The organism is Actinoplanes sp. NPDC051470, from assembly GCF_040682035.1.
In the GTDB taxonomy this organism is placed as follows: domain Bacteria; phylum Actinomycetota; class Actinomycetes; order Mycobacteriales; family Micromonosporaceae; genus Actinoplanes.
The window spans coordinates 23,070-48,502 of record NZ_JBFBAA010000029.1; the positions used below are offsets into that span (position 1 = coordinate 23,070).

Here is a 25,433-nt window from a genome sequence, read left to right on the forward strand (position 1 = left end):
AACAATGGGGCATGGAATTCCTGTGCTTCCACCGTGACCGGCCCGGCTCAGGGGCGTTGCGCGACGAGCTGGTCGAGGATCACTGGTCCTACATGGACCGGTACGCGTCGGAGCTGATCGCCCGCGGGCCGGCCCTCGCCGACGATCTCGACACGGCCACCGGCAGCCTGCACATCGTCGACCTGCCCGGCCCCGCGGCGGCCCGGGCGTTCGCGTTCGACGAGCCCAACTATCAGGCCGGCGTCTACCGCGACGTGCTGCTCCGGCGCTGGCGTAACACCCTCGGGCGAACCATGTGGGAGTTCCCGGGCGGCCCGGCCGGCGGCCACCGCTACCTGGTGCTGGGCCTGGGCGCGGGCGAGGCCGCCGACCTGGCCGTGCCACCCGGCGAGGAGCGGCTGATCGCGTACGGTCCGCTGCTCTCGGACGACGGCGCCGCCTGGCTGGGCACCGCGGCGCTGATCCAGGCGCCCGGCCCGGCTGCGGCGCGCGCGATCCTGACCCCCGGCCGGTACGCCGGGATCGAGGTGCACAACTGGCAGTTCGGCGGGCGCCGCTGACGCCTGTGGACGCGCGCGTCAGGTGCCCTGGCGCGGGGCCGGGACCTGGTGTTTCGCCGGGTAGCCGAGCAGGTCGATGAGGTTGCCGGTCGCGGTGGTGAAGGCCTGGTGCAGGTCATCGTCGAAGTGGTTCTGCCAGTCGCCGGCCGAGCCCCTGCGGTAGTGCGAGACCGTCTGGTTGCCGCGCATCCGGGAGAAGCTGTAACGCTGGCGCAGCGTGGCCAGGTCGTCGGGCGGGACCGTGATGCCGCAGTGCCGCAGCAGGCGGTCGAGCTCGTCGGCCTGCCGGTCGCCGGTCAGGTCTTCGTAGCGGAACAGCGCGATGCGCTCGTCCTCGGCCGCGGTCACCCACGAGCGCAGCGCCCGGAACGCGCCCTGCTTGTTGAGGTGGCCGATCAGGTGGAGCAGGCCGTCCTTCACCGGCTTGTCGGCCAGCTGCCGCCGGAGTTCTGGGATGTCGCCCATCGGGCCGTGTGTCTTCAAGGTCGAGAAATAGCTCGATACGACCATGTCCCGCGGATCGCGATAAACATAGAACGCGCGCCAGCGCTCCGGTTTGGGAATGGTCTCGAACTTCCTGTGCGACAGGAACATCGACAGCGCGACCCGGCCTTGCGGTGGCGGCTCGGGGTGTTCCCACTTGTAGTAGCGCGGAACGTACGGCAGCAGTCCCGAATATTGATAGACGATCGGATCGCCGAACAATGCGGTTATCCATTGGCTGGCGGTCTTGCGGATCGCGCAGTGGTAGACGTTCGCGAATTCCGACCGCGCGCTGACCGGCACGGCCAGCCTCAACCGGATGTTGTGGGCCTCCAGCTGGGCCCGGCGGGCTGCGATGCGCCATGACTCGGGCGCGTTCTGCTTGGCGAAGGTGACGGTACGGTTGATCATCCCTTGGTCCTGATCCGTGCCGCCGGGAACGGCTCCCCGCGGCGGTCGAGGTGCGTCGAGAATGGTCGTGAAACGGCGCCCGATCCCCACTTTCCGGGGAACGGACGATGGTGGTTCGTGTTCACCGCCCGAGAACACGAACCGTGCCGAGGTGTGTCGTGACTTTACAACACGAGTGGGCGTTTCGCAGTGCTGTCTTGATGAGTGTCGAAGTACTTGTTATATACAAGCAAATAGTCCTGTAATATCTTCATCTCCGCTAGGAAATGGCAAAAAACCGCCGGGTCGAGGTTCGACCCGGCGGTTCTTTGTCGGCGCGGTGTGGCGGTCAGCCGCCCTGGGTGTGCGGCGGCCGGTCGTCGTCCGGCGAGTCCTGGGCGTCCGGGTCGCCCGTGGTGGGCGCGGACGAGGCGGGCGTCGGGCCGTCGGCCGGCTGGTCCGCCACGATGCCGCCGTCAAGGTGCGGCCGGGGCGTGGCCGGCGGGTCGGCCACGATGTCGGGGTCGAGGCTCGGCGTGGCGGGCGGGTCGGCCACGATGCCCGGGTCGACGGGTGGACGCGACGCCGGGGGAGCGTCGTCGGCCCACGGTGAGGTGGACGGCGCCGGCGGTTCGTCCGCTTCCGGCGTGGTGAAGGCCGGGGGCGGGGGAGTCGCGGGGACCGACGGGAGGTCCACCTCAGGCGACGCCGGCGGGGGCGTCCCGGGAGCGGCGGGCGCGTCGGTGTCCGGCGGGGTGGCCGTCGCGGCCGGGGGTGGCGGTGTCGCCGGAGCGGGCGGCGCCTCGGGGTCGGGCGGCGTGGCCGTGGCGCCGGGCCCCGGCGGGCCGGGCGGTGTCGAGGGGTCGGGCGGTGTCGAGGGGTCGGTCGGCGGCGAGGCCAGGTCGGCGAGCCGGGCGAAGTTGACACTCCAGCCGACGCCGAACACCGGCGGGCCGACCAGCTTCGGGTTGGCGGGATCCCAGAGCTTCTGCTTGATGCTGTCGGCGGTCGGCGCCCGGAAGTCGTACGGCACGCCGCCGACATCTCCGTGCCAGTCTCGATCAGCGGTTGGTTTGTCCAGCTCACGGGCGACGGCGGCGCCGGTCAGGACGCCGGCGGCCGCGGCGACGATACGTGCCAGTGCGACGTTCATCGGGCCAGCGTACGACTCACCCGCACCCACGGCTCGCCACGGCCGGCCGGGCCGCCTCAACCGAGGACGTCGGGGGCCTGCCACTTCTCGCCGCGGACGTGGTGGGCCAGGAAGGCCAGGACGGTGGCGTACCAGGCCTTGGCGTTGCCGGGCTTCAGGATCCAGTGGTTCTCGTCGGGGAAGTAGAGGAAGCGGTGCGGGCTGGGTTCGCCGCCGGCCCGGGACTGGAGATCCCACCACAGCCGCAAGGCCTCGCCGATCGGCACGCGATAGTCACGGTCACCGTGGATGATCAGCATCGGCGTACGAATCCGATCGGCGAAGTCATGCGGTGAATTGGCCGCCGCGACCGGGGCGGGCAGCTCGCGCGCCCACAGGTCGGACGTGTCGGTGGTGGCCGCGAACTGGTCCAGCGCCCACAGCGACGCGTGCGTGACGATCGCGGTGAAGCGGTCGGTGTGCCCGGCGATCCAGTTGGCCATGTAGCCGCCGAACGACCCGCCCATCGCCGCGGTCCGGGACTCGTCGAGGTCGGCGCGGGCGACGGCGGCGTCGGTGAGCGCCATCAGGTCGGTGTACGGCTTGTCGCCCCACGCGCTCCAGCCGCGCTCCATGAAGTGGTAGCCGTACCCGGTGGACAGTGCCGGGTCGGGCAGCAGCACGGCGTACCCGTCGGCGACCGCGATCCACGGGTTCCACCGCCACGACCAGGAGTTCCACGAGTGCCGCGGGCCGCCGTGGACCCAGAGCAGCATCGGCACGGGCGAGTCGGCGTCCGCGTGGTGCGGCAGGGCGAGCCAGGCGCGCAGCGGGGTGCCGTCCTCGGCGGTCGCGGTGACCTCGGTCAGCCGTCCGGGCAGCTCCAGCTCGTCGGCCGGACCGAGCAGGGGCTCGAAGGCGGGAGCGCCGGTCAGGGCCACGCGGACCGGTGCGGGTGGGCGGTCCACGGTCGCGCGCAGCGCGTACGCCCAACGCCCGTCCGGCGCCACCCGCACGTCGGTGTACGCGCCGTCGTCCGGCGTCAGCCGCGTGACCGACCCGTCGGCCGCGTCCACCCGCCACAGCGGCGACCGGCCCCGATCATCGGCGATCACCACGAGCGAGGCGCCGTCCGGCGTCCACCGGCCGAGGTCCGGCCACCGGTCCCAGTCCCGGGTCAGGTCGCGCACCGGTCCGCCGGCCAGCGGCACGACGCCCAGCCAGCAGGTCATCGACGCGGCCGGGGTGGCCCGCCGCCACACCACCACGGCGACCCGGGTGCCGTCCGGGGAGATGCGCGGCGACGCGAAGGACAGGGCCGGGTCCTCGGCCAGGGTCCGCCGCTCGCCGGTCGCCACGTCGATCGCCACCAGCGACACCTGCCGGTCGCCGTCGGCGCTGGACACCCACATGGTGACCACGGTTCCGCCGTCCGGGCTGATGTCCCAGTCGACGCCGTCCTCGAGCGCGCGCCCGACATGCCCGGTGAGGTCGCGCGGCTCCCGGTCGGCGCCGACTGCCAGCAGCCGGGTCCGGTCCGGGCCCAGATCCTGGTCCCAATGCCGGGGCGGGTACTCGCTGTGCAGGATCGCCGAGACGCCGCCGTCCTTGCGCTGCCTCCGGATCTCCTGGTCGGCCGGCACGTCCGCCGCGGACGGCATCAGGTCCGACCCCAGCACCACGGTTCCGGACGCGCTGGTGATCAGCCCGCGTACCCCACCGGGCGGGGTGGCCAGCACCCGCGCGTCACCGCTGCCGGCGGGCTGCACCCACACCGCGGTCCGGGCCTCGGCGCCCTCCTCGGCCTCCGGGTCCGTCCGCTTCGACGCGAAGAGCAGGTCGCCGTCCGGGGTGAACGCGGCCGCCGACTCGCCCTCGCTGCTCCGGGTCAGCCGGCGGGCCGGCCGCCGCCCGTCCGGGTCGACCTCCCAGAGCGCGGTGACGTAGCGGGTGTTCTTCCGGTCCGGTGTGGACACCCCGACGACGACTCGGCTCCCGTCCGGCGCCAGCCACAGCCCGGCCACCCGGGGCAGTCCGGCGTACACGTCGAGATCGGCAAAGGGATCGACATTTGTCACCATCGTGTTTTCATACCATCGAAACGACCTCCGGGTAGGGCGGTGGCAGCCGGTTGCCGCGTGGCCGCCCTCGCGCCGGGCTGATGGACCGGGTTCGGGACTGACAACTCACCGACTGGTGGCTTGTCCTCGGGCGATCAAGCGGCGCAGACTCGCCGTTCGGGAGGCACCATGCGTCAGAGGGCTGTGCAGCGCGTCGAGGACAAGCCGGAATGGGTCACGCCCTCGGCCCCGGCCCGCCCGCCGGCCTCGGCGCTGATGCATCTCCAGCAGACGGCCGGGAACCGCGCCGTCGCCCAGCTGCTCCAGAGCGGCGGCAACATCGTGCACACCCTGGCCGAACCCTCCCCGGCCTCGTTCGGCGACATCCAGGCGATGCGGCCCGGCAGCAGCCTCGTCACCGGCGCGACCTCGATGCCGGACGGCAGCTTCAAGGCGCCACGGTTCGACATGGGCGCCCCCTCGGCCGGTGGCGCGGATCCGGCCGGGCTGAGCTGGGCCTGCCGGCCGACCTGGATCCAGCACTACGACGAGGGCAACAGCGAGTGCGTCTACCTCGAACCCGGCCGGCACCGGACCTCCCGCGAGGAGAACGGCAAACCGGTGTTCATCCACGTGTCGCGGGACGTGTCGAAGCGGATCCAGCAGGGCGAGGCGGAGCACGCCGGCGACATCAAGCGGGCCCGGGACCTGTCGATCCGCGACGCCGAGAACGTGCTCGCCAAGCACGTGATCGGAAAGACCTTCACGGCACCGACCCGGGAGGAGGCCGAGCAGCAGGTGCTCGACCGGATCCTCGGCCGCCTGGCCCACCCGGAACTGGGCAACGACCAGAGCACGTGGGGCGACACCTACCGCAAGCTGTACGAGAAGACCGCCGAACGGGACACCAACGGCTGGCACACGTTCACCCAGGCCTTCCCCAAGCACGAGGACGGCGAGGTCACCTACGAGGTGGTCGACCGGACGAAGATCGGCGCCAACCCGCCGCGCACGTTCATCTCGTACTGATGACCCTCAGGTCAGCAGCACCTCGCGCATCTGCTGGCCCGGGTTGAACATGCCCAGCGGGCGGCCGGAGCCCGGCTCGAACACCTGAAGGACGTTGTTGCGGCGCATCAGCTCGCGGATCGGCAGCGCGATCGGGGGCGGGTCGCCGATCGCGTCGTGCAGCGCCCGGGCCGACGTGATCAGGCCCGAGGCCAGGCCGGCGGCGTCGCTGTCGACCGGCACGCCGAAGAACTCCCAGCCGGCCGCGGTCAGGTCGAGCAGCTCGAAGAGGTGGTTCAGCAGCGGGGCCGGGTCGGTCACCCGGGTGATCCGCTTGGCGTGGGCGCCGACCACCGCGGTGGCGCCGGCGATCTGGGCGTACGGATGGAAGCCGCTCCGCAGTTCGAACATGGGCCAGCGCAGGTAGGGCGCGGCGTCCCGCCACAGCGGCCGGTAGTTGCGGCGGTCCAGCGCGAACCAGTGCCCGGTGCGCTGATGCAGGTCGGTCACCTGGCCGGCCAGCGCGGCATGCGCGGCGTCGGCCGACTGGTGGATCACGTCTGCGGCCACGATCAGCCCGTCGTCACCGGCCAGCATGCGGCTCACCGTGTCGGCCTGGTCGGCGAACCGCATCATGACGGCGCCGCCGAACTGGCTGCGGACGTCATGCAGCAGCGCGTCCCGCACACCCGGGTCGCTCGACGCGGGTTCCCGACCCGACCCCCGACGGAACCACCGCATATCGCCTCGTTTCGCCGTGACTGGCCGATCCGCGGTCATGCTAGCCGCAGGGGCGACTCACATGCTCGCCAGGGCGATCGCGAACACGGCGGCGGAGGCCGCGAGCAGGCCACCGAGCGTGCCGCCCATCAACAGCAACGCAGGGCGGGTCCGCAGGAACAGCCGGAGCAGCAGGTAGACGCCGGCCGCGCCGATGAACGCCAGCACGGCCAGGTAGGACACGAACAGGAAGCACGCGCCGATCAGCACCGCCGAGCCGATCGAGGCCCAGACGGTCGCCCGCCCACTGAGGTCACGCCGCAGCACCAGGTAGGCCACCGCCCCGGTGAACAGCAGCACGACCACCTCGGTCAGGCCGACGTGGACCCGGGCCAGCATCAGCATCAGCACGAAGCTGAGCGCCACCCCGCCCACCACCCCGGCGGCGGCGAGGAACGCCCGCTGGAAACCGAGGCGTGGGACCAGGGCGGGCAGCGAGACGCCACCCGCGTAACACGCGGCGAAACCGACCATCAGCGCGAGCGAGGAGTCCATGGGCGTCGATGCTACGAAGCCCGCGCACCCCCGCCGGCTCTTCCGCCGGCGACGATGTCGAGGTCGATCGGCATACCCGTCTTCACCGTGCGGCTGATCGTGCACTCGCGGTCGATGGCCGTCCGCAGCGCCTTGACCACCCGCTCCCGTTCGGCGTCGCCCAGACCCTCCAGATCGACGTCGAGCGTGACCGAGATCCGCTGGTACTCGTGGCTGCCCGGCTCGCGGTCGCGCTCGACGGTGGCGTCGACCCTCGCGTCCGGCCCGGAGCGGCGGACGACCATGTCCTCGATCGTCACGGTCGTGCACGCGGCCACCGCCAGCTGGAGCAGCTCGCCCGGGGAGAACGCGCCGTCGATCTCGTCGGTGCCGATGCGTACCTCGGCGCCTCGATCGTTGCGCCCGATCCACGTGTGTGCGCCGACCCGCTCCACGCTGCCGCCATGACCTGCCACGTCGCCTCCTCGATCCGGTTTCCCGCTCGATTGTCCGCGATCGCGCCGCCCCGCCCCACCCCGACCCCTTTGCTCTGCGCACTCATACGCACCCCCTCTTCGAACTGCGGAAATGTGGTTCCGCTCGCTCCCGGATCGGCGCGGTGACCGATTGATGCCGTTATCGACGGGGTGCGTATGGGTGCGCAGAGCAAAGGGCCGCTAGGGGGCTAGCCCTGACAGGAGACGGTGGGCCAGGTGTAGTTGCCGTTGTGCTGGACGGTGACGCCGAAGGTGTTGCCGCTGCCGTTCGGGCGGGCGGTCATCACCTGGCCGGAGGAGTCCCAGCTCGGGCCCGTGTTCCAGGTGTTGATGACCTTGGCCGGGGAGGGGACGTTCATCGTCACGGTCCAGTTGGTGGAGCCGGTGACCGCGACGTTGAGGTTGTAGCGGTCGCTCCACTGCTGGCCGGCCGACAGCGTCGCGGTGCAGGACCCGCCGCCACCGCCGCCGCCACCGCCGCCGCCACCCGAGCCGCCGATGGTGATGTTCGAGTTGCCGCTGGACTGGTAGCCCTCGGTCGCCAGGATCTGGTAGTCGTGGTTGCCGAGGTTCATGCCCTTGCCCGCCCAGGCGCTGAAGTGGGTGCCGGCCGAGATCGTGCCGCCGGTCCGCTTCTGCTGGCGGACGCTCCAGTACTGGTAGAACGTCTTGTTGTCGCCCTCGATGGACGGCGCGTTGACCCGCTGGGTGCGGTAGATGTCGTAGGTGCCGCCGTCGCTGCTGACCGTGCCCATGAACGTGCCGGTCGGGCGGTAGGTGCCCCAGTTGTCGACGATGTAGTACTCGATCAGCGGGTTGTGGGTCCAGCCGTAGAGGGTCAGGTAGGCGTTGCCGGAGGGATTGAAACTTCCGGAGTACGAGACGCTGCGGCTGGTCCCCTGGCTCCAGCCTTTGCCGGCCACGAAGTTGCCGGTGTTGCGCCAGCTGGTGCTGTAGTTCCCGTTCGCGCCGAGCTCCATCGAGACGGTGCCCTGGCTGTCGGTCCAGAACGAGTAGAAGTAGCCGTTGTTGGTGCCGGTCTGGTTGGTCGTGACGGCTGCGTAGGCAGCTCCGGGCAGGACGGTCGTCGCGGCGAGGACGGATGCCGCGAGGGCGGCCACGAGGGCGCGTGTGAAGCGCATGTGGATCCTCCTGGGTGATGACCCCGGTGGCAGGGCCGGACATCGATCGATGTCTAAGCCCGAGTATTCGACGAGTCTCGGCGACGTGTCAACAAGTTCCGGAAACTATCGGAATCACGCGGTCGGCGAGGTCGATGACCCGTGGGTCGTGGGTGGCCACCACGGCCAGCGTGCCGTCCCGCACGACCGCGGTGATCGCGTCGAGGACCAGGCTCACGTGCTCGTCGTCCTGGTGTGCGGTCGGCTCGTCCAGCACGGTGACGGCCGGGACCAGCACCAGGGCCCGCGCCATCGCGGTGCGTTGCTGCTCGCCCAGCGAGGTGTCCCGGGCCGGGCGGGCGGCGATCGGGCCCAGGCCGAGCCGGTCGAGCAACCCGGGATCGGCCGCCCGGCGCCGCACCCTGCTCGGCAGGAACACGTTCTCGGCCACGGTCAGCTCGGGGTCCAGGGCCGGCCGCTGGGGGAGCAGCGACACCGTGGCCCAGTCGGTGACCCGGTGCGCGGGGCGGCCGCCGACCAGGACGTCGCCGGAGGCCGGCGGCATGATCCCGGCGATCAGGTGGCACAGCGTCGACTTCCCCGAGCCGGACCGCCCGGCCAGCACGGCCAGCTTGCCAGGGGCCAGGGTCAGATCGATGTCGTGCAGCACGCGGTGCCGGAGGGCGCGGATCTCGACCAGCGTCACGGCGTGCTCCCGGGCGGGTGGAGTTCGACGTGGCCGTCGACCAGGGTGACCACGACCCGGCCGGCCGGGAAGAGCGGCAGCGCTTCCTCCGGCAGCTGCAGGCGGCCGAGCCCGTCGATCGTCGCGGTCCGGTCCTGGCCGGCGTCGTCGGCGCCGGACAGCACCCCGTGCCGCAGCCGCAGGACGGTGTCGGCCGCCGCGATCGCCCGCGAGTCGTGCGTGGCTATCAGCACCGCCGTGCCCCGGTCGGCCCGGTCCCGCAACAACCGCAGCACCAGCGCGGCCGACTCGTCGTCCAGCTCGGCGGTCGGCTCGTCGGCGATCAGCAGCCCGGGCGGTCCCACGGCGGCCGCGGCGACGGCCAGCCGCTGCTGCTCGCCCCCGGACATCACCCCCGGCCGCGTCCCCGCCTGGTCGCTCAGCGCGACCTCGGCCAGGGCCGCGGCGGCGTCCGCCGGCACACCCCGCAGCCGGGCCAGCTGCAGGATCTGGCCACGCGCGTCGAGCTGTGGGAACAGGCTCTGGGCCGGACGCTGGGCGACCCAGCCGATCTCGCGGCGGCGCAGCCGGTGCAGCTCGCGCCGGGACAGCGCCGACACCAGCCGGCCCCGGTGCCGCAGCTCGCCGCCGGCCGGCCGTTCGCGCAGCGCCAGCACGGCCAGCAGGGTGGACTTGCCGCTGCCGGACGGGCCGGTGATCGCACTGACCCGGCCCGCCCGCACGGTCACGTCGACGCCGCGCAGGGCCTGGGTCGGACCGGTCCGCGCGGCGTACAGCTGGAGCAGCTCCCGGCCGGCCAGCAGCGGCTCGCTATCCGTTGTCACGGTAGGCCTCCTCCTCGGCGCCGGGGGAGCGGACGGCGGTCAGGGCCACCGCGAGCACGACGGCCAGCAGGGCGGCCGCGGCGGTGACGGCGAAGGCGGCCGGGGCCGGTGCGAAGACGAACCCCGGCCGCAGGCCCGGCTGGTCGTCCAGCAGGCGTGGACCCAGCGGTACGAGCGCCAGCACGCCGGCCACCGCGGCGCCCAGCCCGACCACGCCGAGCAGCACGAACTCCAGCGCGCGGGCCCGCAGCACCCGCGCCCGGCCCAGCCCGACCCGGGCCAGCATGAGGTCGGCCGGGCGGCGGATCGCGGCGGTGCGCTGGGCGTACACGCCGAGGGTCAGAACCGCGAGCAGGGCCAGGTAGCCGGCCACCGCGAGCTGGTAGCCGCGGGCCCGGGCGGTGGCCACGTAGACGTCGTCCTGGCGCAGCACCGCGGCCGTCTCCACCCGCTGCGGCCGCACCCCGAGCGGGGCGGTCACCGCGTTCAGGCCGGCGGCGCCGGAGCTGCTCCACACGTACGTCTGGGCGAAGACCTGCCCGCCGGTCAGCCCGGACCGGGGCCGCAGCCGCGGGTCGGCCGGACCCAGCTCGGCGAAGACCGGCGCGGCCGCCATCACGTACATCGGCTTGCTGCCCAGCCCGGGAAAGGCCGGCACGTGGGCGATCACCGAGAGGTTGGCGCTGTCGAAGCCGACCGCGGCCCGCAGCGAGTTCAGGCCCGCGGCGGCCGGGTCGTTCACCACGATGGCCCGGATCGTCCCGTCCGGGTCGGTCGGCGCCGCGGCCAGCCGGGCCACCGCGTCCCGGGCCGCGGCCAGGTCGTCGCCGCGGCCCCAGAGCGCCACGTCCCGGAAGCCGGTCGGGTCGATCAGCAGCGCCTCGCGTTGCCCGTTGTCCAGCGGCGTGGCCGAGTCGGTGCGCCAGACCAGCGTGGCGCCGGCGGGCAAGGGCGGTGTGCGTACCCCCGGAACCGGTCCTTCCGGCGGGGAGCCGTCGGGCCCGGCCTTGGGCACCAGCGTCGGGTGCGGGTCGAGCTCCCACGAGCCGTTCTCCAGGGTGGCCACGCCTTCCGCGCCCGCCGCCACGGCCACCCGGTCGTCGCCGGTCACGGCCGCCGCCTGCTGCGCCGACAGCGCGAACAGCAGCATGCCCAGGCCGGTGGTCACCACCAGGACGGCGAGCCGGCGCTCGGCGCCACCCGAGCCGAGCCGGCGCCGGGCCAGCCACAACGCGGTCCCGCGGGGCGCCGGGCTGGTGAAGGCGGCGAGCAACCGGGGGAGGTGGCCGGCCAGCACGCCCGCGGCGGCGAGCACGAGCAGCGGCACGAGCAGGTCCACCCCGCGGGCGTCACCGGCCGTCCCGCCCGTTCCGGCCAGCCCGGCCGCGGCGACCAGCGCGGCGACCACCACCAGCAGGCCCCAGGGCAGCGACCGGCGGGCCGTGGCCGGTGGCGCCGGGCGTACCCGTCGAGCCGCGGTCAGCGCGCCCACCCCGCCCACCGTGACCAGACCGGCGAGCGTGCCCGCACCGGCCAGCGCCGCCGCCGGGCCGAACGACTCCGCGATCACGCCCGGCGGCCCGAACCCGGCCACCAGCCGCCACCCGGCCAGCCCGCCCAGGGCCGCGCCCAGCAGCGCCGGAAGCAGATGTTCGAGCAGCCACAACCCGCCGACCACGGGCGCCGGCAGCCCGACCGCCACCGCGTGGCGCACCTCCCGATCACGGCGGCGGGCGGTCAGCAGCGCCACCGCAAGCACCGAGGCCAGCCCGATCCCGATCGCCGCCCACTCCATCGGCCGGGTCCGCTGCCGCACCGTGTCCGTGGTCTCCTGGGCCGCGCCGGCCAGCCGCCCGATGCCGCTGGCGAACCGCAACGAGAGCGGATCGTCCTGGCCCTCGTCGATCTGGGCCGACGCGTACCGCCGGCGCATCTCCTCGACGCCGTGCGCGGTCCGCCGGGCCTCGGCCAGCGTCGCGTCCGGGGCCAGGGCTGCCTCGGCCGACCAGAGGATCTGGTCGCCCACGGCCTGGGCCAGGCGCTCCACGGTCGCGACGTCGCCCACCAGGAGGTACGCCGGGAGCGTGCGGAACTCGGTGTCGCCCGGGGTGTCCCGGTTCCGCAGCGCCCAGACCCGGCGCCCCGGGCGGTCGGCCGGGAGCCGTCCGTCCGCGTCCACCCGGTAGACACCGGCCACCGGGGCCGTGGCCCGTTTGCGTTCCCCGTCGATGCCCAGGCCGACCGTCAGCGTGATGGTGTCGCCGGCACGGGCCCCGATCTCGGTCGCGACCGGCTCGGGCAGCCACAGCCCCTCGCCGCCGGTCCGGTCCGTCACCAGCTCGCCGGCCGGTGACTCCACCGCGAACAGCCGTGCCCGCGCCGGCTTCCCGCCGGCGTCGACGGTCGATTCCCAGGACACGCCCCGCACCAGCTCGGCGCCGATCGATCCGCCGGTCAGCCGGGGCGGCTCCAGCCCCGGGACGGTCCGCAGCTCGTCCAGCACGCCGGCCTGCTCGCTGCTGGGCCGGGTGTTCGCCGACAGCCGCACCACCGCGCTGTCGTCCTGCCGGGCGGTGACCGGGATCGCGGCTCGCCGCGCCGTGAAGGCGGCGTTGCCGGACGCCTCGGTGAACATCGGCCCGGCCGCGGCGGCCGCCGCCAGCACCAGGAACGAGGACACGACGAGCGCCGACCATGCCCGTTGGCGCAGCCCCCCGAACACGGCCACCGCCGCGAGCCGGGACGCCATGCGACGACGCTACAACAAGATCTATCGTGGACGGGTGCGGCGCGTGCTGGTGGTGGCGATGTCCGGCGCCGGCAAGACCACCGCCGCGCGCCGGTTGGCGGCCGCCCTCGGCCTGCCCTTCCACGAGATGGACGCGCTGGCCCTGGGCCCGGGCTGGTCGACGACGCCGACCCTGGTCGCCGACGTCGAGGCGATCGTCGGCGAGCCGGGCTGGATCATCGACTCGTGGGGCTACCCGCCGGTCCGCGACCTGATGTGGGCGGCGGCCGACACCGTGGTCTGGCTCGACTACCCGCGCCGGGTGGTGCTGCCCCGCCTGCTTCGCCGGTCGCTGTCCCGGTCGTGGCGCCGCGAGCCGGTCTTCGGCGGCAACGTCGAGCGCTGGCGCGACTGGCTGACCCGCGACCACCCGTTCTGGCACGCGGTCGCCACCTTCGGATCCCGTCGTGCCTACCTGGCCGAACGAACCGGACGTGAGGGTCATCTCCGCGTTCTCCGCTTCGACGACCCTCACGACTTCGAGACCTGGCTCCGCGACCTGGCCTAGTCGGAGATCTCGACGTGCAGCAGCTGGTCGTCCAGCGTGCCGGTCAGGGCGTTGTTGGCCGCCTGGTCGACGAGCCGGTAGGTCACCCGCACGGTGTGGTTGCCGGGGCCGACCCGCTTGCAGACCTGCGTGCTGTCGGCCTGGCCCGCGTCGGTGGTGAACGAGAGGTCGTTGACCGGCGGCATCGGCGCCCCGTCCAGCAGCACCTGGACCTCGACGAAGTCGACCGGCGCGACGACGTTGACGCCCTGGCCCTGGAGGCGGCCCTCGGCCGAGTAGGTGACCAGGATGTGGTCGCTGTCCATGGCCGGCGTCACAAAGGTCACGAAGCTGCCGGGCACCGGCGCCCAGCCGCCCTCGGCCAGGGCGACCGGGGTGTCGTTGAGCCGGGCCAGGCTCTGCTCCTGGACGCCGCCGTCGCAGTCGGCCGGGCCGGCGCCGTCCGCGCTCAGGGCCAGGTCGTCGTCCAGCAGCGCCGCCGCCGACGGCCCGCCGGCCAGCAGCGCGAGCACGGTCGCGACCGCCGGGACCAGGATCTTGGTTCGTGTCCGCATGGTGCTTCCCCTCGGTTGGCGCCGGCCCCTCGGCCGGCGTGGCGACACCGTCCCAGCGCGGCCTCCGGGTGGTGTCACGGTTGGGTCATGGCCGGGCGGGGTGCACCAAACCACCCTCAACGGGGGGATATATCGGCCGACCGGCTGAGCCGGGCGCTTGCGCCGGGACCGCACCATGACGACGTGCTGCGAAAAGTTCTCACCCTGGTGGTGGTCGGGGCGGTCGCCTCGGCCGGGCTGGTGGCCAGCGGGTCGCGCGAGGTCACGGCCGCCCGCTCGGCGGTCATCGACGTGCTGTTCGTGGGCAACAGCCTGATCGGCACCAGGACCCGCGGCGGCGAGGACACCCCCGACGTGGTCCGCCGGATGGCCGGGGCGCGGGGCCGCACGGTCCGGGTCACCAAGGCCATCCGGTACGGCAGCACGCTGCAGAAGAGCTGGGACACCGGGCTGTCGAGGCGGCCGCTGACCGCCGGGCGCCGCTACGACTTCATCCTGCTCCAGGAGTTCAGCGTGCTGGTGGCCAGCGACCCGGCCCGGGTCCGGCGCACCCTGCTCGACACGTACACCCCGGCCCTGGCCCGGTCGTTGAAGCCCGGCGGCAAGGTGATCCTGTTCAAGAACTGGGCGCTCGTACCCCACAAGGGGTTCCCGAGCCGGGCCGCGAACGTGGCCGCGATCGACCGGAACTACGAGCGGCTCGCCCGGGACCTGCCGCTGCCGGTCGTGCTCGCGCCGATCAGCGACGGGTTCGAGAAGGTGGTGGCCCGGCGCGGCACCACCCCGCTGATCGTCAAGGACGGCAAGCACCCCACCAGCCAGGCCATCTACCTGGACGCCGCGATCCTGTACGGGATGTTCTACGGCGAGGCGCCGGACGACGTGCCGAACCTGTTCCTGAAGCCGGCCACGGCCCGCTACCTCCGCGGGGCGGCCACCCAGGCGTTGGCGGCCTGACCGAACGATTCACGGCCCGGCCGCGTGAATGGTAGGTGTGAGCGAAGCACTGCTCGAGCGCGCGACGCCGGCCGAGACCCCCGCGCCGCCGAGGATCGCCGGCCTGGACGGGCTGCGTGGCCTCTGCGCCCTGTACGTGCTGCTCTTCCACTGCTGGGCGTACACCTTCAAGGGTTTCCCGAGGAGCACCGGCCCGGCCTGGCTGGACTGGCTCGGCCTGGGCCGGCTGGCGGTGGTGTTCTTCCTGGTCCTGTCCGGTTTCTCGCTGGCCGTCTCAGCGGCGCGCAACGGCTGGCGGCTGGGCGGGCTGCGACGCTTCGTCCGGCGCCGGGCCTGGCGGATCCTCCCGCCGTACTGGGCCGCCCTGGTCCTCAGCCTGATCATCACGCTGACCGTGGTGCGGATGCCGCACTCCGGCCCGCCGAACGGCAAGTCGGTGATCGTTTTCGGCCTGCTGCTGCAGGATCTGGTGCGCGCGCCCACGCCCAACGGCGCCTTCTGGTCGATCAGCGTCGAGGCGCTGCTCTACCTGACCTTCCCGCTGCTCCTGCTGATCACCCGCCGGGCCGGCATCGCGGTCATGCTGCTGTGCGCGACCGCACCGGTGATCGCCTACGGCCTGATCAATCCGCCCCCGGCCGATGCCGCCCGGCACCTGGCCTGGCAGCTGCTCCCGGTGTTCGCGGCGGGGGTCGCGGCGGCGGGGATCGTCGCGGCCGATGATGCGGTACGCCGGGCGCCATGGCTCTGGATGTCGATGGCGGCGGCGGTCCCGGCCGCCGCGCTCATCGTGATCCGCGGCGGCGGCTGGGTCGTGGACAACTACTTCACCGTCGACCTGGCCATCACCCCGGCCCTGGCCCTGCTCGTGGTGGCCCTGGCCACCGGCCGTCCGGCCTGGCTGGCCGGTCTGCTGAGCGCCCGCCCGCTGGCCTGGCTGGGCTCGTTCTCGTACAGCCTCTACCTGATCCACCTGCCGATCGTGGTGGCGATCAGCCTGACCGTGGTGGCGCCCCGGTTCGGGCACGGGCTGACCGCCTTCGCGGTGACCACCGTGGTCGCCGGCGGTGTGTCGTTGATCGGCGCCTGGCTGTTCGCCAAGGTCTTCGAGTTCCCGTTCCAGCGCCACCGCTCGTTCGCCGCCCTGTTCCGCCGGGCGGCGTAGTCGATCGTGCGGGTTTCCGCACGTGTCCGATCTCTGCTTGACCCCTTTCCGGACCGGCTGCGACCGTCCCGTCGACGGTTATCGAACTCGGTCGATACGGGGGCGGACTCATGCAGCTCGATCGATGGCGCCTGCCCGCACGGACCGCGCTCGCCGCCCTGCTGGCCTTCGTGCTCGCCCTCGACCTGGGCGGCTCCGGCATCACCACGGTCCCGGCGGCCGAGCGCGACCGGGCCCGGGCCTCGGCGCACCGGGCGGCGGCCAAGCCGGCCCAGCGCTGGGGCACCGCCACCGGCGGGTCGGTGACCGGCCGGAACGCCAACCGGATCATCCCCGCCTCGGAGCGCGCCCGGTACCCGCTGCACACCACCCGGGCCGCGCCGGCGGCGCCGCCGAACCGCGCCTCGGTGACCAGCGGGCCGGCCGGCGCGAAGGCCGGCTTCGACCGCCGGACCAGCCGGGTGCGGACGCCGCGCGACGCGACCGAGCGGGTGTACGACAACGCCGACGGCACGCAGACCACCGAGTTCTCGGCCGGCCCGCCGGTCGAGCCGGGGGCCGGCACCGGTGGCATGTACGTGCGCGGCGGCTCGACCGTCAAGGGCGGCTCCGAGCTGCTGGTCGGCAACGACGGCCAGAACGCGGCCGCGTACGTGAGGTTCGACTCGGTCAGCTCCCGGCTGGCCGGCCACACGATCCTCGGCGCCGGGCTCAGCCTGGTCAACTTCGACGCCGGCTCCTGCCGGTCGCGGCCGATCACCGTGCACCCGGTCACCCAGTCCTGGTCGGACGAGGGCGCCTACAGCTATCCGGGCCCGTCCGTCGGGGGCTCGCTGGCCTCGGCGTCGTTCGCGCACGGTCACATCCCGCTCGGGTCGGCCACGTCGCCCTGCCCGATGGCGGCCGAGTTCGTCGACCTCGGCAACGGCGGCCGTCAGGTGGTGCAGCGCTGGGCCGACGGCCAGCCCAACCACGGGCTCTCGCTGCGGGCCACCACCTCGGACAGCAAGGACTGGAAGAAGTTCGGCGGCACGGGAACGGCCAACCGGCCCACGCTGTACGTGACGCACAGCCCGTACAACGCGAAGTACGAGATCCCCAACCCGGTGCCGAATCCGCCCGTGACCCAGATCCAGGACGGCAAGGTCAAGGTCACCGTCACCAACACCGGGTCCGAGGCCTGGACGCCGAGCACCTACTACCTGGCCTACCGCGCCTACAACGCCCGGACCGGCGTCTCGGTCGTGCAGCAGCGGGCCGCCACCCTGCCCGGCACGGTGGCCCGCAACGCCAAGGTCACCCTGGACGCGACCATCAAGGCGCTGCCCCCGGGCGTGTACTTCCTCGACTACACCATGGTGCGCACCGGCGGCGCGGTGTTCACCGACTTCCAGGTGCCGCCCGCGCGCATCGTGCTGCACGTCATCGACATCCCGGCGGTGGTGGCCGAGCTCTACCCGCCGAACGGCTACCAGGCGCCGACGCTGCAACCGCTGCTCTGGGCCCGTGCCGTCGACACCGACGCGCCGCCCGGGCAGACGCTGCAGTTCAGGTTCGAGGTCTGCGACGTCGACGCCGACAACAAGCCGGTGTCCTGCACGAACTCCGGCTTCCAGGCCAGGCAGGCGTGGACCGTACCGGCCGGGCGGCTGCTCTGGGGCCGGAACTACCAGTGGCGGACCACGGTCAAGGACAACAACAACGAGACCGTGTCCGCGTACTCGACGATCATCGCCTCGGTCCCGCAGCCCGATGTCGTCTCCCGGGTGGCCGGCGCCCCGTACGCCGAGACCGGCCGCGAGTTCGACGCCAACACCGGCAACCTGAGCACCGCGGCGCTCGACGCCGTGGTCGGCACGGCCGGTCCCGACCTGAACGTGGCGCGCACCTACAACAGCATGGACCCGCGGGTGGACGGCGCGTTCGGGGCCGGCTGGTCGTCGCGCTACGACATGAAGGTGGTCCCGGACGGCGACGGCTCGGGCAACGTCGTGGTCACCTACCAGGACGGGCAGGCGGTCCGGTTCGGGCGGAACCCGGACGGCTCGTACGCCCCGCCGGCCGGCCGCACCGCCCGGCTGACCACCACCGGCACCCAGTGGGTGCTGCTCGACAAGAGCGGCACGACCTACTACTTCACGCTGGGCAGCGGCAAACTCGCCAAGATCACCGACAACGCGCTGCGCTCGGTGATCCTCAGCCCCGACGGCGCCGGCCGGCCGGCCACGGTCCAGGTCTCGAACTCGCAGACCAACCGGCTGGGCCGCAAGCTGACGTTCGTCTGGGAGGGCAACCACGTCAGGCAGGTCCGCACCGACAAGGTCGGCGGGGCCGAGCTGACCTGGCAGTACTTCTACACCGGCGACCTGCTCACCAAGGTGTGCTCGCCGGAGGAGAAGTGCACCCAGTACGAGTATTCGGCCGGGTCGCACTACCGGACCGCGGTGCAGGACGCCCGGCCGGAGTCGTACTGGCGGCTGGGCGACACCGCGCCGGGCGCCGGGGCGGTCAGCAACTCCGGCGCCGCCAGCGACGTCGGGGTCAACCTGGGCCAGGACGCCGGCACCTACCAGAACGTGACCCTCGGCGCGGCCGGCGCGCTGGCCGGCACCACCGACACCGCGGCCTCGTTCGGCGGCACGAACTCGTCCGTCACGCTGCCCCGGGGCACCCTGAAGAAGAGCCGCGACGCCGCGGTCGAGGTCTGGTTCAAGGTCGGCCTGACCCAGACCGGCGGCCCGCTGGTCGGCTACCAGAACAAGGCCCTCGGCACCGCCTCGACCACCGGCGTGCCGATCCTCTACACCGGCACCGACGGGCTGCTCCGCGGGCAGTTCGCGGTCGGGTCGATCAACCCGATCACCTCGGCCGCGGTGGTCAACAACAACGTCTGGCACCACGCCGTGCTGACCCTGATCGGCACCACCCAGACGCTCTACCTGGACGGGGTCAGGGCCGGCGAGCAGACCGGCGTCACGGTCGACGCCACCCTGCTCTCCGAGAACCAGATCGGCGCGGCGTACGCCACCGGCACCTGGCCCGGCTGGGGCGGCACCGCCCAGCGGTCCTTCCACGGGGTGATCGACGAGGTGGCGGTCTACCACCACCCGCTCGGCGAGGCCACGGTCAAGGCCCACCGGGCGATGGCGAGCCCGGCCGCGCAGCAGCTCAGCAAGGTGATCCGGCCCAGCGGGAAGGTCGCCTCGGAGATCACCTACGACACCGCGACCGACCGGGTCAAGGAGTACACCGACGGCAACGGCGGCACCTGGGACGTCGGCCGGCCGGCGGTCTACGGCGACGACCACGACCTGCGCCGCAGCATCCAGGTGAACGACCCGGCCGACCGGCCCCACCTGTACGAGTACGACGCGATCACCGGCCGGATGCTGCGCTCGGGTGTCCCGCTCGGCCTGGAGACCCGGGCCGAGGACCAGCCCCGGCCGAGCACGCCGCCGGCCGATCCGCCGGCCGAGCAGTGCACCCGGCCCGACCCGCAGGACCCGGGCTTCTGCACGATCATCCCGGCCGATTCCGGCGGCCCGGTCTTCGTCCGGCACCCACTCGAGGGCATGGCCATCCGCAGCTTCAGCTACAACGCGCAGGGCTACCAGAGTCAGGTCGTCAACGAGAACGGCTACTCCGTCGACCTGACCTACGACAAGCGGGGCAACGTGCTGACCCGCACGACCTGCCGCACCGAGAACCAGTGCTCCACGGCGTACACGACCTATTCGGCCACCGTCACCGACGAGTTCGACCCGCGTCGCGACCTGGCCGTCGAGACCCGGGACGCACGGTCGGCCTCGGCCGCCGACCCGAAGTACGTCACCCGCTACGCGTACGCGCCGGTGACCGGGAACCTGACCGAGCAGACCAACCCCGACGGCAGCCGGGTCAAGCACACCTACACCACCGGGGCCGAGGCGGCGTTCGACAGCGGCAACCCGCCGCCCGGCCTGCTCGCGTCCACCACGGACGGCCGGGACAAGGTCACCCGGTTCCGCTACCTCCAGAACGGCGACCTGGCCCAGGTGACCGACCCGAAGGGCCTGATCACCGAGTACACCTACGACCCGATCGGCCGGAAGATCGCCGAGAAGCAGATCTCGGACACCTTCCCGGACGGCGTCACCACCGCGTACCGGTACGACGGCCACGGCCGGATGACCACCAGCATCGGCCCGGCGACCACCGACGCGGTCAGCGGGGTCCGCCACCAGACCCAGATCACCACCACCTACGACGCCGACGGCAACGTCACCGGGGCCACGGCGGCCGATCTGCTCGGTGGCGACCCGCCGCGGACCAGCCTTACCGAGTACGACGAGTTCAACCGGCCGGTGCGCCAGGTCGACCCGCTCGGCCACGAGACCACCGCCGGCTACGACCGGTTCGGCAACAAGGTGACCGAGCAGGATCCGAACGGCAATCGGACGGACTACGCGTACACCGCGCAGAACAAGATCGCCGAGATCCGGGCCCGCGACTGGCGCGGTGACCCCGAGGGCGCCCCGCCCACCGGCACCGGCGACCACCTGGTGCTGCACCGGTACTCGTACGACTTCGCCGGCCGGCTGGCCAGCGACACCGACGCCATGGGCCGGCGGCTGGAGTACCAGTACTACCGGGACGACCTGCTCCAGCGGGTGGTGATGAAGAACTTCCACGACCCGGACGGCAGCACCCGCGACTACGTCACCGAGGAGACCGAGTACGACGGCGCCGGCCACCCGGTCAAGAAGATCCTCAACAACCGCACCCAGGTCGTCACCAACGAGGTCGACGCGGCCGGCAAGGTCATCTCGACCACGGCCGGCCCCGGCCCGGAGCAGCGGGTCACCACGTTCCGGTACGACGGGAACGGCAACGTCGTCCTGACCACCCGGACCGGCAGCCCGTCCAACCTGCCGTGGCCGGTGGCGGCACAGACCGAGCAGGTCGCGTACGCCTACGACGACGGCAACCAGATGATCCGCCAGACGGTCACCGCGGGCGACCAGACCCAGGTCACCGTCAACGACTACGACGACCGTGGCGTGCCGATCTCGGCGACCGACCCGCGCGGCACGGTCACCGGGGCCGACCCGGCGGCGTACACCACGACGTTTGTCAACGACGAGCTGGGGCGGACGACCGAGGTCCGCGGCGCGCCGGTCGCGGCCGAGAGCAACGGGCAGCCGGCCGCCACGGTCCGGCCGGTCAGCAAGGTCGGGTACAACGCGTTCGGCGAGGCGGTGGCGTCGCTCGACCCGCTGGGCAACGTGTCCAGGAGCGAGTACGACCGGCTCGGCCGGGTGGTGCGGTCGATCGCGCCGAGCTACACCGCGCCGGGCGCGAGCGAGGCGGTCGTGCCGGTCACCGAGAACCGGTACGACGCCAACGGCAACGTGATCGAGTCGGTCGACGCGGACGGCACGTCCACCCGGTTCACCTTCGACCAGCTCGACCGGCTCACCGTCCTGGACGAGCCGGCCCGCACGAACGACGAGCGGGCGATCACCCGGTACGCGTACACCCGCACCGGGGAGACCCTGTCGGTGACCGGGCCGACCGGCGCGCGGGTCGAGACCACCTACGACGACCTCGACCGCGCCGTCAGCTCCACCCAGGTCGAGCGGTACCCGGTCACCGAGAACTTCACCAGCCGGCTGACCTACGACGACGCCGCCAACGTGGTGGCCATGCGGAGCGCGTCCGGCGCCCTCACCAGCAACGCGTTCGACGGTCAGGGGCAGGTCACCCGGACGACGTCGCCGACCGGGGTGGTGACCGAGTTCGGGTACGACTACGCGGGCCGGCAGGTGCGGGTCACCGACGGCAAGGGCCGCACCACCCGGGTCGGCTACGACCTGTTCGGCCGGCGGATCTCCGACTCGAGCCTGAACGCCGCCGGGACGACGCTGCGCTCGACGACCTACGAGTACGACCCGGCCGGCAACCTGGTCGCCTCCACCGACCCGTACTCGACCCGGACCACCTACGCCTACGACGCCGCGAACCAGCTGGTCCGGCAGGTCGAGCCGGTGTCGGCCACCAGGTCGATCACCACCTCGTGGGGCTACGACGCGGCCGGCAACCGCACCCGGTACACCGACGGGCGGGGCCACGCGACCGTCTACACGGTCAACAGCCTGGGCCTGTCCGAGTCGACCGTCGAGCCGGCCACCGCGTCCCACCCGGCCGAGGCGGACCGCACCTGGTCGGTGGGCTACGACAAGACCCTGCAGCCGGTCCGGCTGACCGCGCCCGGTGGCGTCAGCCGGACCCGCGGCTATGACGCCGCCGGTCGGCTCACCAGCGAGACCGGTGCGGGTGCCGAGGCCGCGACGGCCGCCCGGTCGCTCGGCTACGACATCGCCGGCCGGCTCGTCACGGTCGGCGCGCCCGGCGGCGAGGACCGCTACACCTACGACGACCGGGACAACCTGCTCGGGGTCACCGGCCCGTCCGGCGCCGCGTCGTTCGTCGTCGACGCCGACTCCCAGGTCACCTCCCGGACGGACGCGGCCGGCACCGCCACCTTCACCTACGACCGTGGCCGGCTCGACACCGTCAAGGACGCGCTGACCGGCGTGACCCAGAAGCTCGGGTACGACAACGCCGGGATGCTCAGCACCGTCGAGTACGGCGCGCTGTCCACCCGGACCTACGGCTACGACGACTTCGGCCACGTCGCCAGTGACACGATCAGGAACCAGTCCGGGCAGAGCGTCTCGTCGATCACCTACGGCTTCGACCTCAACGGCCAGATCAAGAGCAAGAACACGACGGGTACGGCCGGAGCCGGCCAGAACACCTACGACTACGACAAGGCCGGCCGCCTCATCGCCTGGACCAGCGCGGCCGGCACGGTCGGCTACGACTGGGACGACTCCGGCAACCGCACCCGGGCCGGCCCCAAGACGTCCACCTTCGACGAACGCAACCGGCTGCTCGCCGACGGCGACTACACCTACGCCTACACCGCCCGGGGCACCCTGCGGACGCGCACCAGCTCCGGGCTGGCCGAGCCGTACACGTCCGACGCGTTCGACCGGATGACCACCGCGCCCGGCGTGACCTACACCTACGACGGCGCCGACCGGGTCGCCACCCGCAACGGGGTCCGGTGGGCGTACGGGGGCGGAGGCGACGACCCGGTCTCGGACGGCGCCGAGAAGTTCGCTCGCGGCCCGGGCGGCGAGCTGCTCGCCGTCGGCCAGGGCCAGCAGGCCCGCCTGACCATCGGCGACGTGCACGGCGACATCGTGGCGGTGCTCGACCCGACCCGGCCGACCCCGGCCAAGCCGGCGTCCTCCACGGCGTACGACCCGTGGGGCAAGGTGCTCGCCACCGACGGCGACACCGGCAACCTGGGCTTCCAGGGCGACTACACCGACCCGGCCACCCAGCAGGTCGACATGGGCGCACGCTGGTACAACCCGGGCAGCGGCACGTTCGGCTCACGGGACAGCCTCGGCTACTCGACCGGCGACTCGATCCTGGCCAACCGCTACACCTACGGCGCCGGGGCGCCCCTCGACCACGACGACCCGGACGGGCACCTGCCGCGGTGGGTGAAGAGCGGCTGGAACAAGGTCAAGTCGGTGACCAGCGCCGGCTGGAAGGCGGTGACCACCGGCTGGGGCTACGCCAAGCAGGGCGTCGGGAAGGTCTTCTCGGCGTTCCGGGCCAGCCCGCTCGGGCGGCTCACGTCGTACCTCTACCACAAGTCCGGCGCCGATCGCGTGGTCGCCAAGGTCAAGGAGGGCTTCGACGCGGCCGCGACCGGCCAGTTCAAGGAATGGTCGAAACAGCAGTACCACGCGGCCAGGAAGGAGCTGGCGAAGAAACGCCAGGAGGTCACCCGGAGGGCGATGGCCGCGGTGCGGACCGCGATCAAGTACTCGCCCCTGCCGGTCCTGGCGGCCGCGGCCAAACCCCTGATCAAGGTGGGCGGCAAACTCATCCAGAGCGCGGTCACCATCGCGCCGGCCGTCCTGGCGCTGACCGTGCAGGCGATCGTCGACCCGTCGAAGTTCGCCGCGGTCGTCTACCACAAGGCCGTCGAGCGGTACGGCGCCGTGGTCGAGACGGTCTCGAAGGCGGCCGACGCGGTCGGCCAGTTCGTCCAGGAGCACCAGGACGCGATCATCGAGGGCCTGGCCATCGTCGGCAGCATCGCCGCCGGCGCGGCCTGCACGGTGGCGACCGCCGGGGCCGGGGCGGTGGCCTGCGTCGCCGGCTCGGCGGCCCTGATCAACCTGGCCAAGGACGCGGCCCAGGGCGACATCGACAGCCTCGGCGACGCCGTCAAGTCGGCCGGCATCGGCGGCGCGCAGGGCCTGCTCGGCGGCGGCTCCGGCCTGGTCGGCAGCAAGGTCGCCGGCGCGGTCGGCGGGCGACTCAGCGGGCTCGGCGGCCACCTGATCAGCGGCGGCGTCGACGGCGCGGTGAGCGACGGCGTCGCCCAGTACGCGGCCACCGGCCGGGTGAACTTCGCCGGGGTGGCGACCAGCGCCGGCATCGGCGCCGTCACCAGCGGCTTCGGCCGCGGCGGATCGGGCTGCCGCAACAGCTTCACCGGCGACACCGGCGTCCTCACCCCGGACGGCGGAACCAGGCGGATCAGCCTGGTCCGCGTCGGCGACCCGGTCGTCGCCACCGACCCGACCACCGGCCGCACCGAGAACCGCGTGGTCACCGATGTGATCACCGGCACCGGCGAGAAGCACCTGGTCGACATCACCGTGGACACCGGCGACGGCCCACACGTCATCACGGCCACCGACGAGCATCCGTTCTGGGTCACCGACCTGAGAACCTGGGTCCTCCCCACAAACTTGCGCCCCGGCTACCGCTTCGAGACCGCCGACCACCGCCAGGCGACCGTCCACAGCACCCGGCCCCGGACCGAGTGGACCACCGTCTACAACCTCACGGTCGACGGCCTGCACACCTTCTATGTGGCGGCCGGTGATGCCGCGGTCCTGGTCCACAACGACAGCTGTTCGATCGCCGGTCAGGGCGGTGTCGGCAGGTGGACGGCGCCCGGGAAGGCGAACCACATTCTCACCTACGACCTCCGGAGCTCGGCCGGCCATTCCAAGGTGTCCGGCAGCCTGTGGAGCGGCAACATGACGGCGGCGGAGCGCTCGGTCGACGGCGGGTGGAACCAGCAGGCGCTGACCCACACCGAGAACCGAGCGACGCGCATGTTCGGCCTGCCCAGCCGCTTCGAGGTCGTCGGGGACACCTATTTCGGGGTTTTCAACCATATACCGATCGAGGACGGCGACACCCTGCACCTCACCGGAACCAGGCCACCTTGCTCTCGCTGCAAGGGCTCGATGACTGAGTTCGCCGAGAGCAGTGGCGCCGACATCACCTACCACGGCCCGACCGGAAGGTGGCCGTGATGAACACTTTCGCATCTGGGGAGGA

At 72.7% G+C, this 25,433-nt stretch carries 17 protein-coding genes; 6 read left to right on the forward strand and 11 right to left on the reverse strand.

Features of this window, described 5'->3' with window-relative positions; genetic code table 11:
* The first annotated feature begins 11 nt into the window (after positions 1 to 11).
* Complete coding sequence (locus tag AB0M54_RS36800; protein WP_364332658.1) at positions 12 to 560, forward strand: YciI family protein; 549 nt, start codon at positions 12 to 14, stop codon at positions 558 to 560.
* A gap of 18 nt (positions 561 to 578) precedes the next feature.
* On the opposite strand, the gene AB0M54_RS36805 is transcribed toward AB0M54_RS36800, so the two are convergent.
* From AB0M54_RS36805 to AB0M54_RS36815, 3 genes are all read right to left on the reverse strand, one after another.
* Entirely contained in the window at positions 579 to 1,454 is an 876-nt protein-coding gene (locus tag AB0M54_RS36805; RefSeq protein ID WP_364476479.1) for a sulfotransferase domain-containing protein, read from the reverse strand.
* A 328-nt stretch (positions 1,455 to 1,782) separates the two neighbouring features.
* Entirely contained in the window at positions 1,783 to 2,586 is an 804-nt protein-coding gene (locus AB0M54_RS36810) for a hypothetical protein (RefSeq protein ID WP_364322689.1), read from the reverse strand.
* Between the two features lie 56 nt (positions 2,587 to 2,642).
* Positions 2,643 to 4,646 carry a prolyl oligopeptidase family serine peptidase gene (locus AB0M54_RS36815; protein ID WP_364322691.1) on the reverse strand — a complete coding sequence of 668 codons (2,004 nt, stop codon included), beginning with the start codon at positions 4,644 to 4,646 and terminating at the stop codon, positions 2,643 to 2,645.
* Positions 4,647 to 4,814: 168 nt separating this feature from the next.
* Between AB0M54_RS36815 and AB0M54_RS36820 the strand changes: the two genes are divergently transcribed.
* The gene (locus AB0M54_RS36820; protein WP_364476481.1) at positions 4,815 to 5,654 is read left to right on the forward strand and encodes a hypothetical protein; all 840 of its coding nucleotides are present in this window, start codon (positions 4,815 to 4,817) and stop codon (positions 5,652 to 5,654) included.
* Positions 5,655 to 5,660: 6 nt separating this feature from the next.
* On the opposite strand, the gene AB0M54_RS36825 is transcribed toward AB0M54_RS36820, so the two are convergent.
* From AB0M54_RS36825 to AB0M54_RS36855, 7 genes are all read right to left on the reverse strand, one after another.
* Positions 5,661 to 6,374 (reverse strand): hypothetical protein, encoded by a 714-nt coding sequence (locus AB0M54_RS36825; protein ID WP_364322696.1) that lies wholly within the window; start codon positions 6,372 to 6,374, stop codon positions 5,661 to 5,663.
* Positions 6,375 to 6,431: 57 nt separating this feature from the next.
* Positions 6,432 to 6,908: a hypothetical protein gene (locus AB0M54_RS36830; protein WP_364322700.1), complete on the reverse strand. Its 477-nt coding sequence runs from the start codon at positions 6,906 to 6,908 to the stop codon at positions 6,432 to 6,434.
* Positions 6,909 to 6,919: 11 nt separating this feature from the next.
* The gene (locus tag AB0M54_RS36835; protein WP_364322703.1) at positions 6,920 to 7,363 is read right to left on the reverse strand and encodes an OsmC family protein; all 444 of its coding nucleotides are present in this window, start codon (positions 7,361 to 7,363) and stop codon (positions 6,920 to 6,922) included.
* Positions 7,364 to 7,572: 209 nt separating this feature from the next.
* On the reverse strand, positions 7,573 to 8,526 hold the full coding sequence (locus AB0M54_RS36840) for a glycoside hydrolase family 11 protein (protein WP_364476482.1): 954 nt from the start codon (positions 8,524 to 8,526) through the stop codon (positions 7,573 to 7,575).
* Positions 8,527 to 8,614: 88 nt separating this feature from the next.
* The gene (locus AB0M54_RS36845; RefSeq protein WP_364476484.1) at positions 8,615 to 9,211 is read right to left on the reverse strand and encodes an ATP-binding cassette domain-containing protein; all 597 of its coding nucleotides are present in this window, start codon (positions 9,209 to 9,211) and stop codon (positions 8,615 to 8,617) included.
* Positions 9,208 to 10,035 (reverse strand): ATP-binding cassette domain-containing protein, encoded by an 828-nt coding sequence (locus AB0M54_RS36850; RefSeq protein WP_364476485.1) that lies wholly within the window; start codon positions 10,033 to 10,035, stop codon positions 9,208 to 9,210. Before AB0M54_RS36850 ends, AB0M54_RS36845 begins: the two co-directional genes overlap by 4 nt.
* Positions 10,022 to 12,784 carry a hypothetical protein gene (locus tag AB0M54_RS36855; protein WP_364476487.1) on the reverse strand — a complete coding sequence of 921 codons (2,763 nt, stop codon included), beginning with the start codon at positions 12,782 to 12,784 and terminating at the stop codon, positions 10,022 to 10,024. The genes AB0M54_RS36850 and AB0M54_RS36855 overlap by 14 nt, the downstream gene beginning before the upstream one ends.
* 34 nt (positions 12,785 to 12,818) lie before the next feature.
* Between AB0M54_RS36855 and AB0M54_RS36860 the strand changes: the two genes are divergently transcribed.
* Positions 12,819 to 13,331: an adenylate kinase gene (locus AB0M54_RS36860; protein ID WP_364322715.1), complete on the forward strand. Its 513-nt coding sequence runs from the start codon at positions 12,819 to 12,821 to the stop codon at positions 13,329 to 13,331.
* Here the strand turns inward: AB0M54_RS36860 and AB0M54_RS36865 are convergent.
* A complete protein-coding gene (locus AB0M54_RS36865; protein WP_364322716.1) occupies positions 13,328 to 13,885 on the reverse strand; it encodes a hypothetical protein in 558 nt (185 codons plus the stop codon). The two genes, AB0M54_RS36860 and AB0M54_RS36865, sit on opposite strands and share 4 nt — an antisense overlap.
* Before the next feature lie 183 nt (positions 13,886 to 14,068).
* On the opposite strand from AB0M54_RS36865, the gene AB0M54_RS36870 reads away from it, so the two are divergent.
* The 3 genes from AB0M54_RS36870 (at position 14,069) to AB0M54_RS36880 (ending at position 25,408) form a co-directional block, all read left to right on the forward strand.
* On the forward strand, positions 14,069 to 14,842 hold the full coding sequence (locus tag AB0M54_RS36870; RefSeq protein ID WP_364322719.1) for a hypothetical protein: 774 nt from the start codon (positions 14,069 to 14,071) through the stop codon (positions 14,840 to 14,842).
* Between the two features lie 37 nt (positions 14,843 to 14,879).
* Positions 14,880 to 16,007, forward strand: coding sequence for an acyltransferase (locus AB0M54_RS36875; protein WP_364476489.1), 1,128 nt, complete (start codon positions 14,880 to 14,882; stop codon positions 16,005 to 16,007).
* Positions 16,008 to 16,117: 110 nt separating this feature from the next.
* Positions 16,118 to 25,408: a LamG-like jellyroll fold domain-containing protein gene (locus tag AB0M54_RS36880; protein WP_364476491.1), complete on the forward strand. Its 9,291-nt coding sequence runs from the start codon at positions 16,118 to 16,120 to the stop codon at positions 25,406 to 25,408.
* Positions 25,409 to 25,433 lie beyond the last annotated feature (25 nt).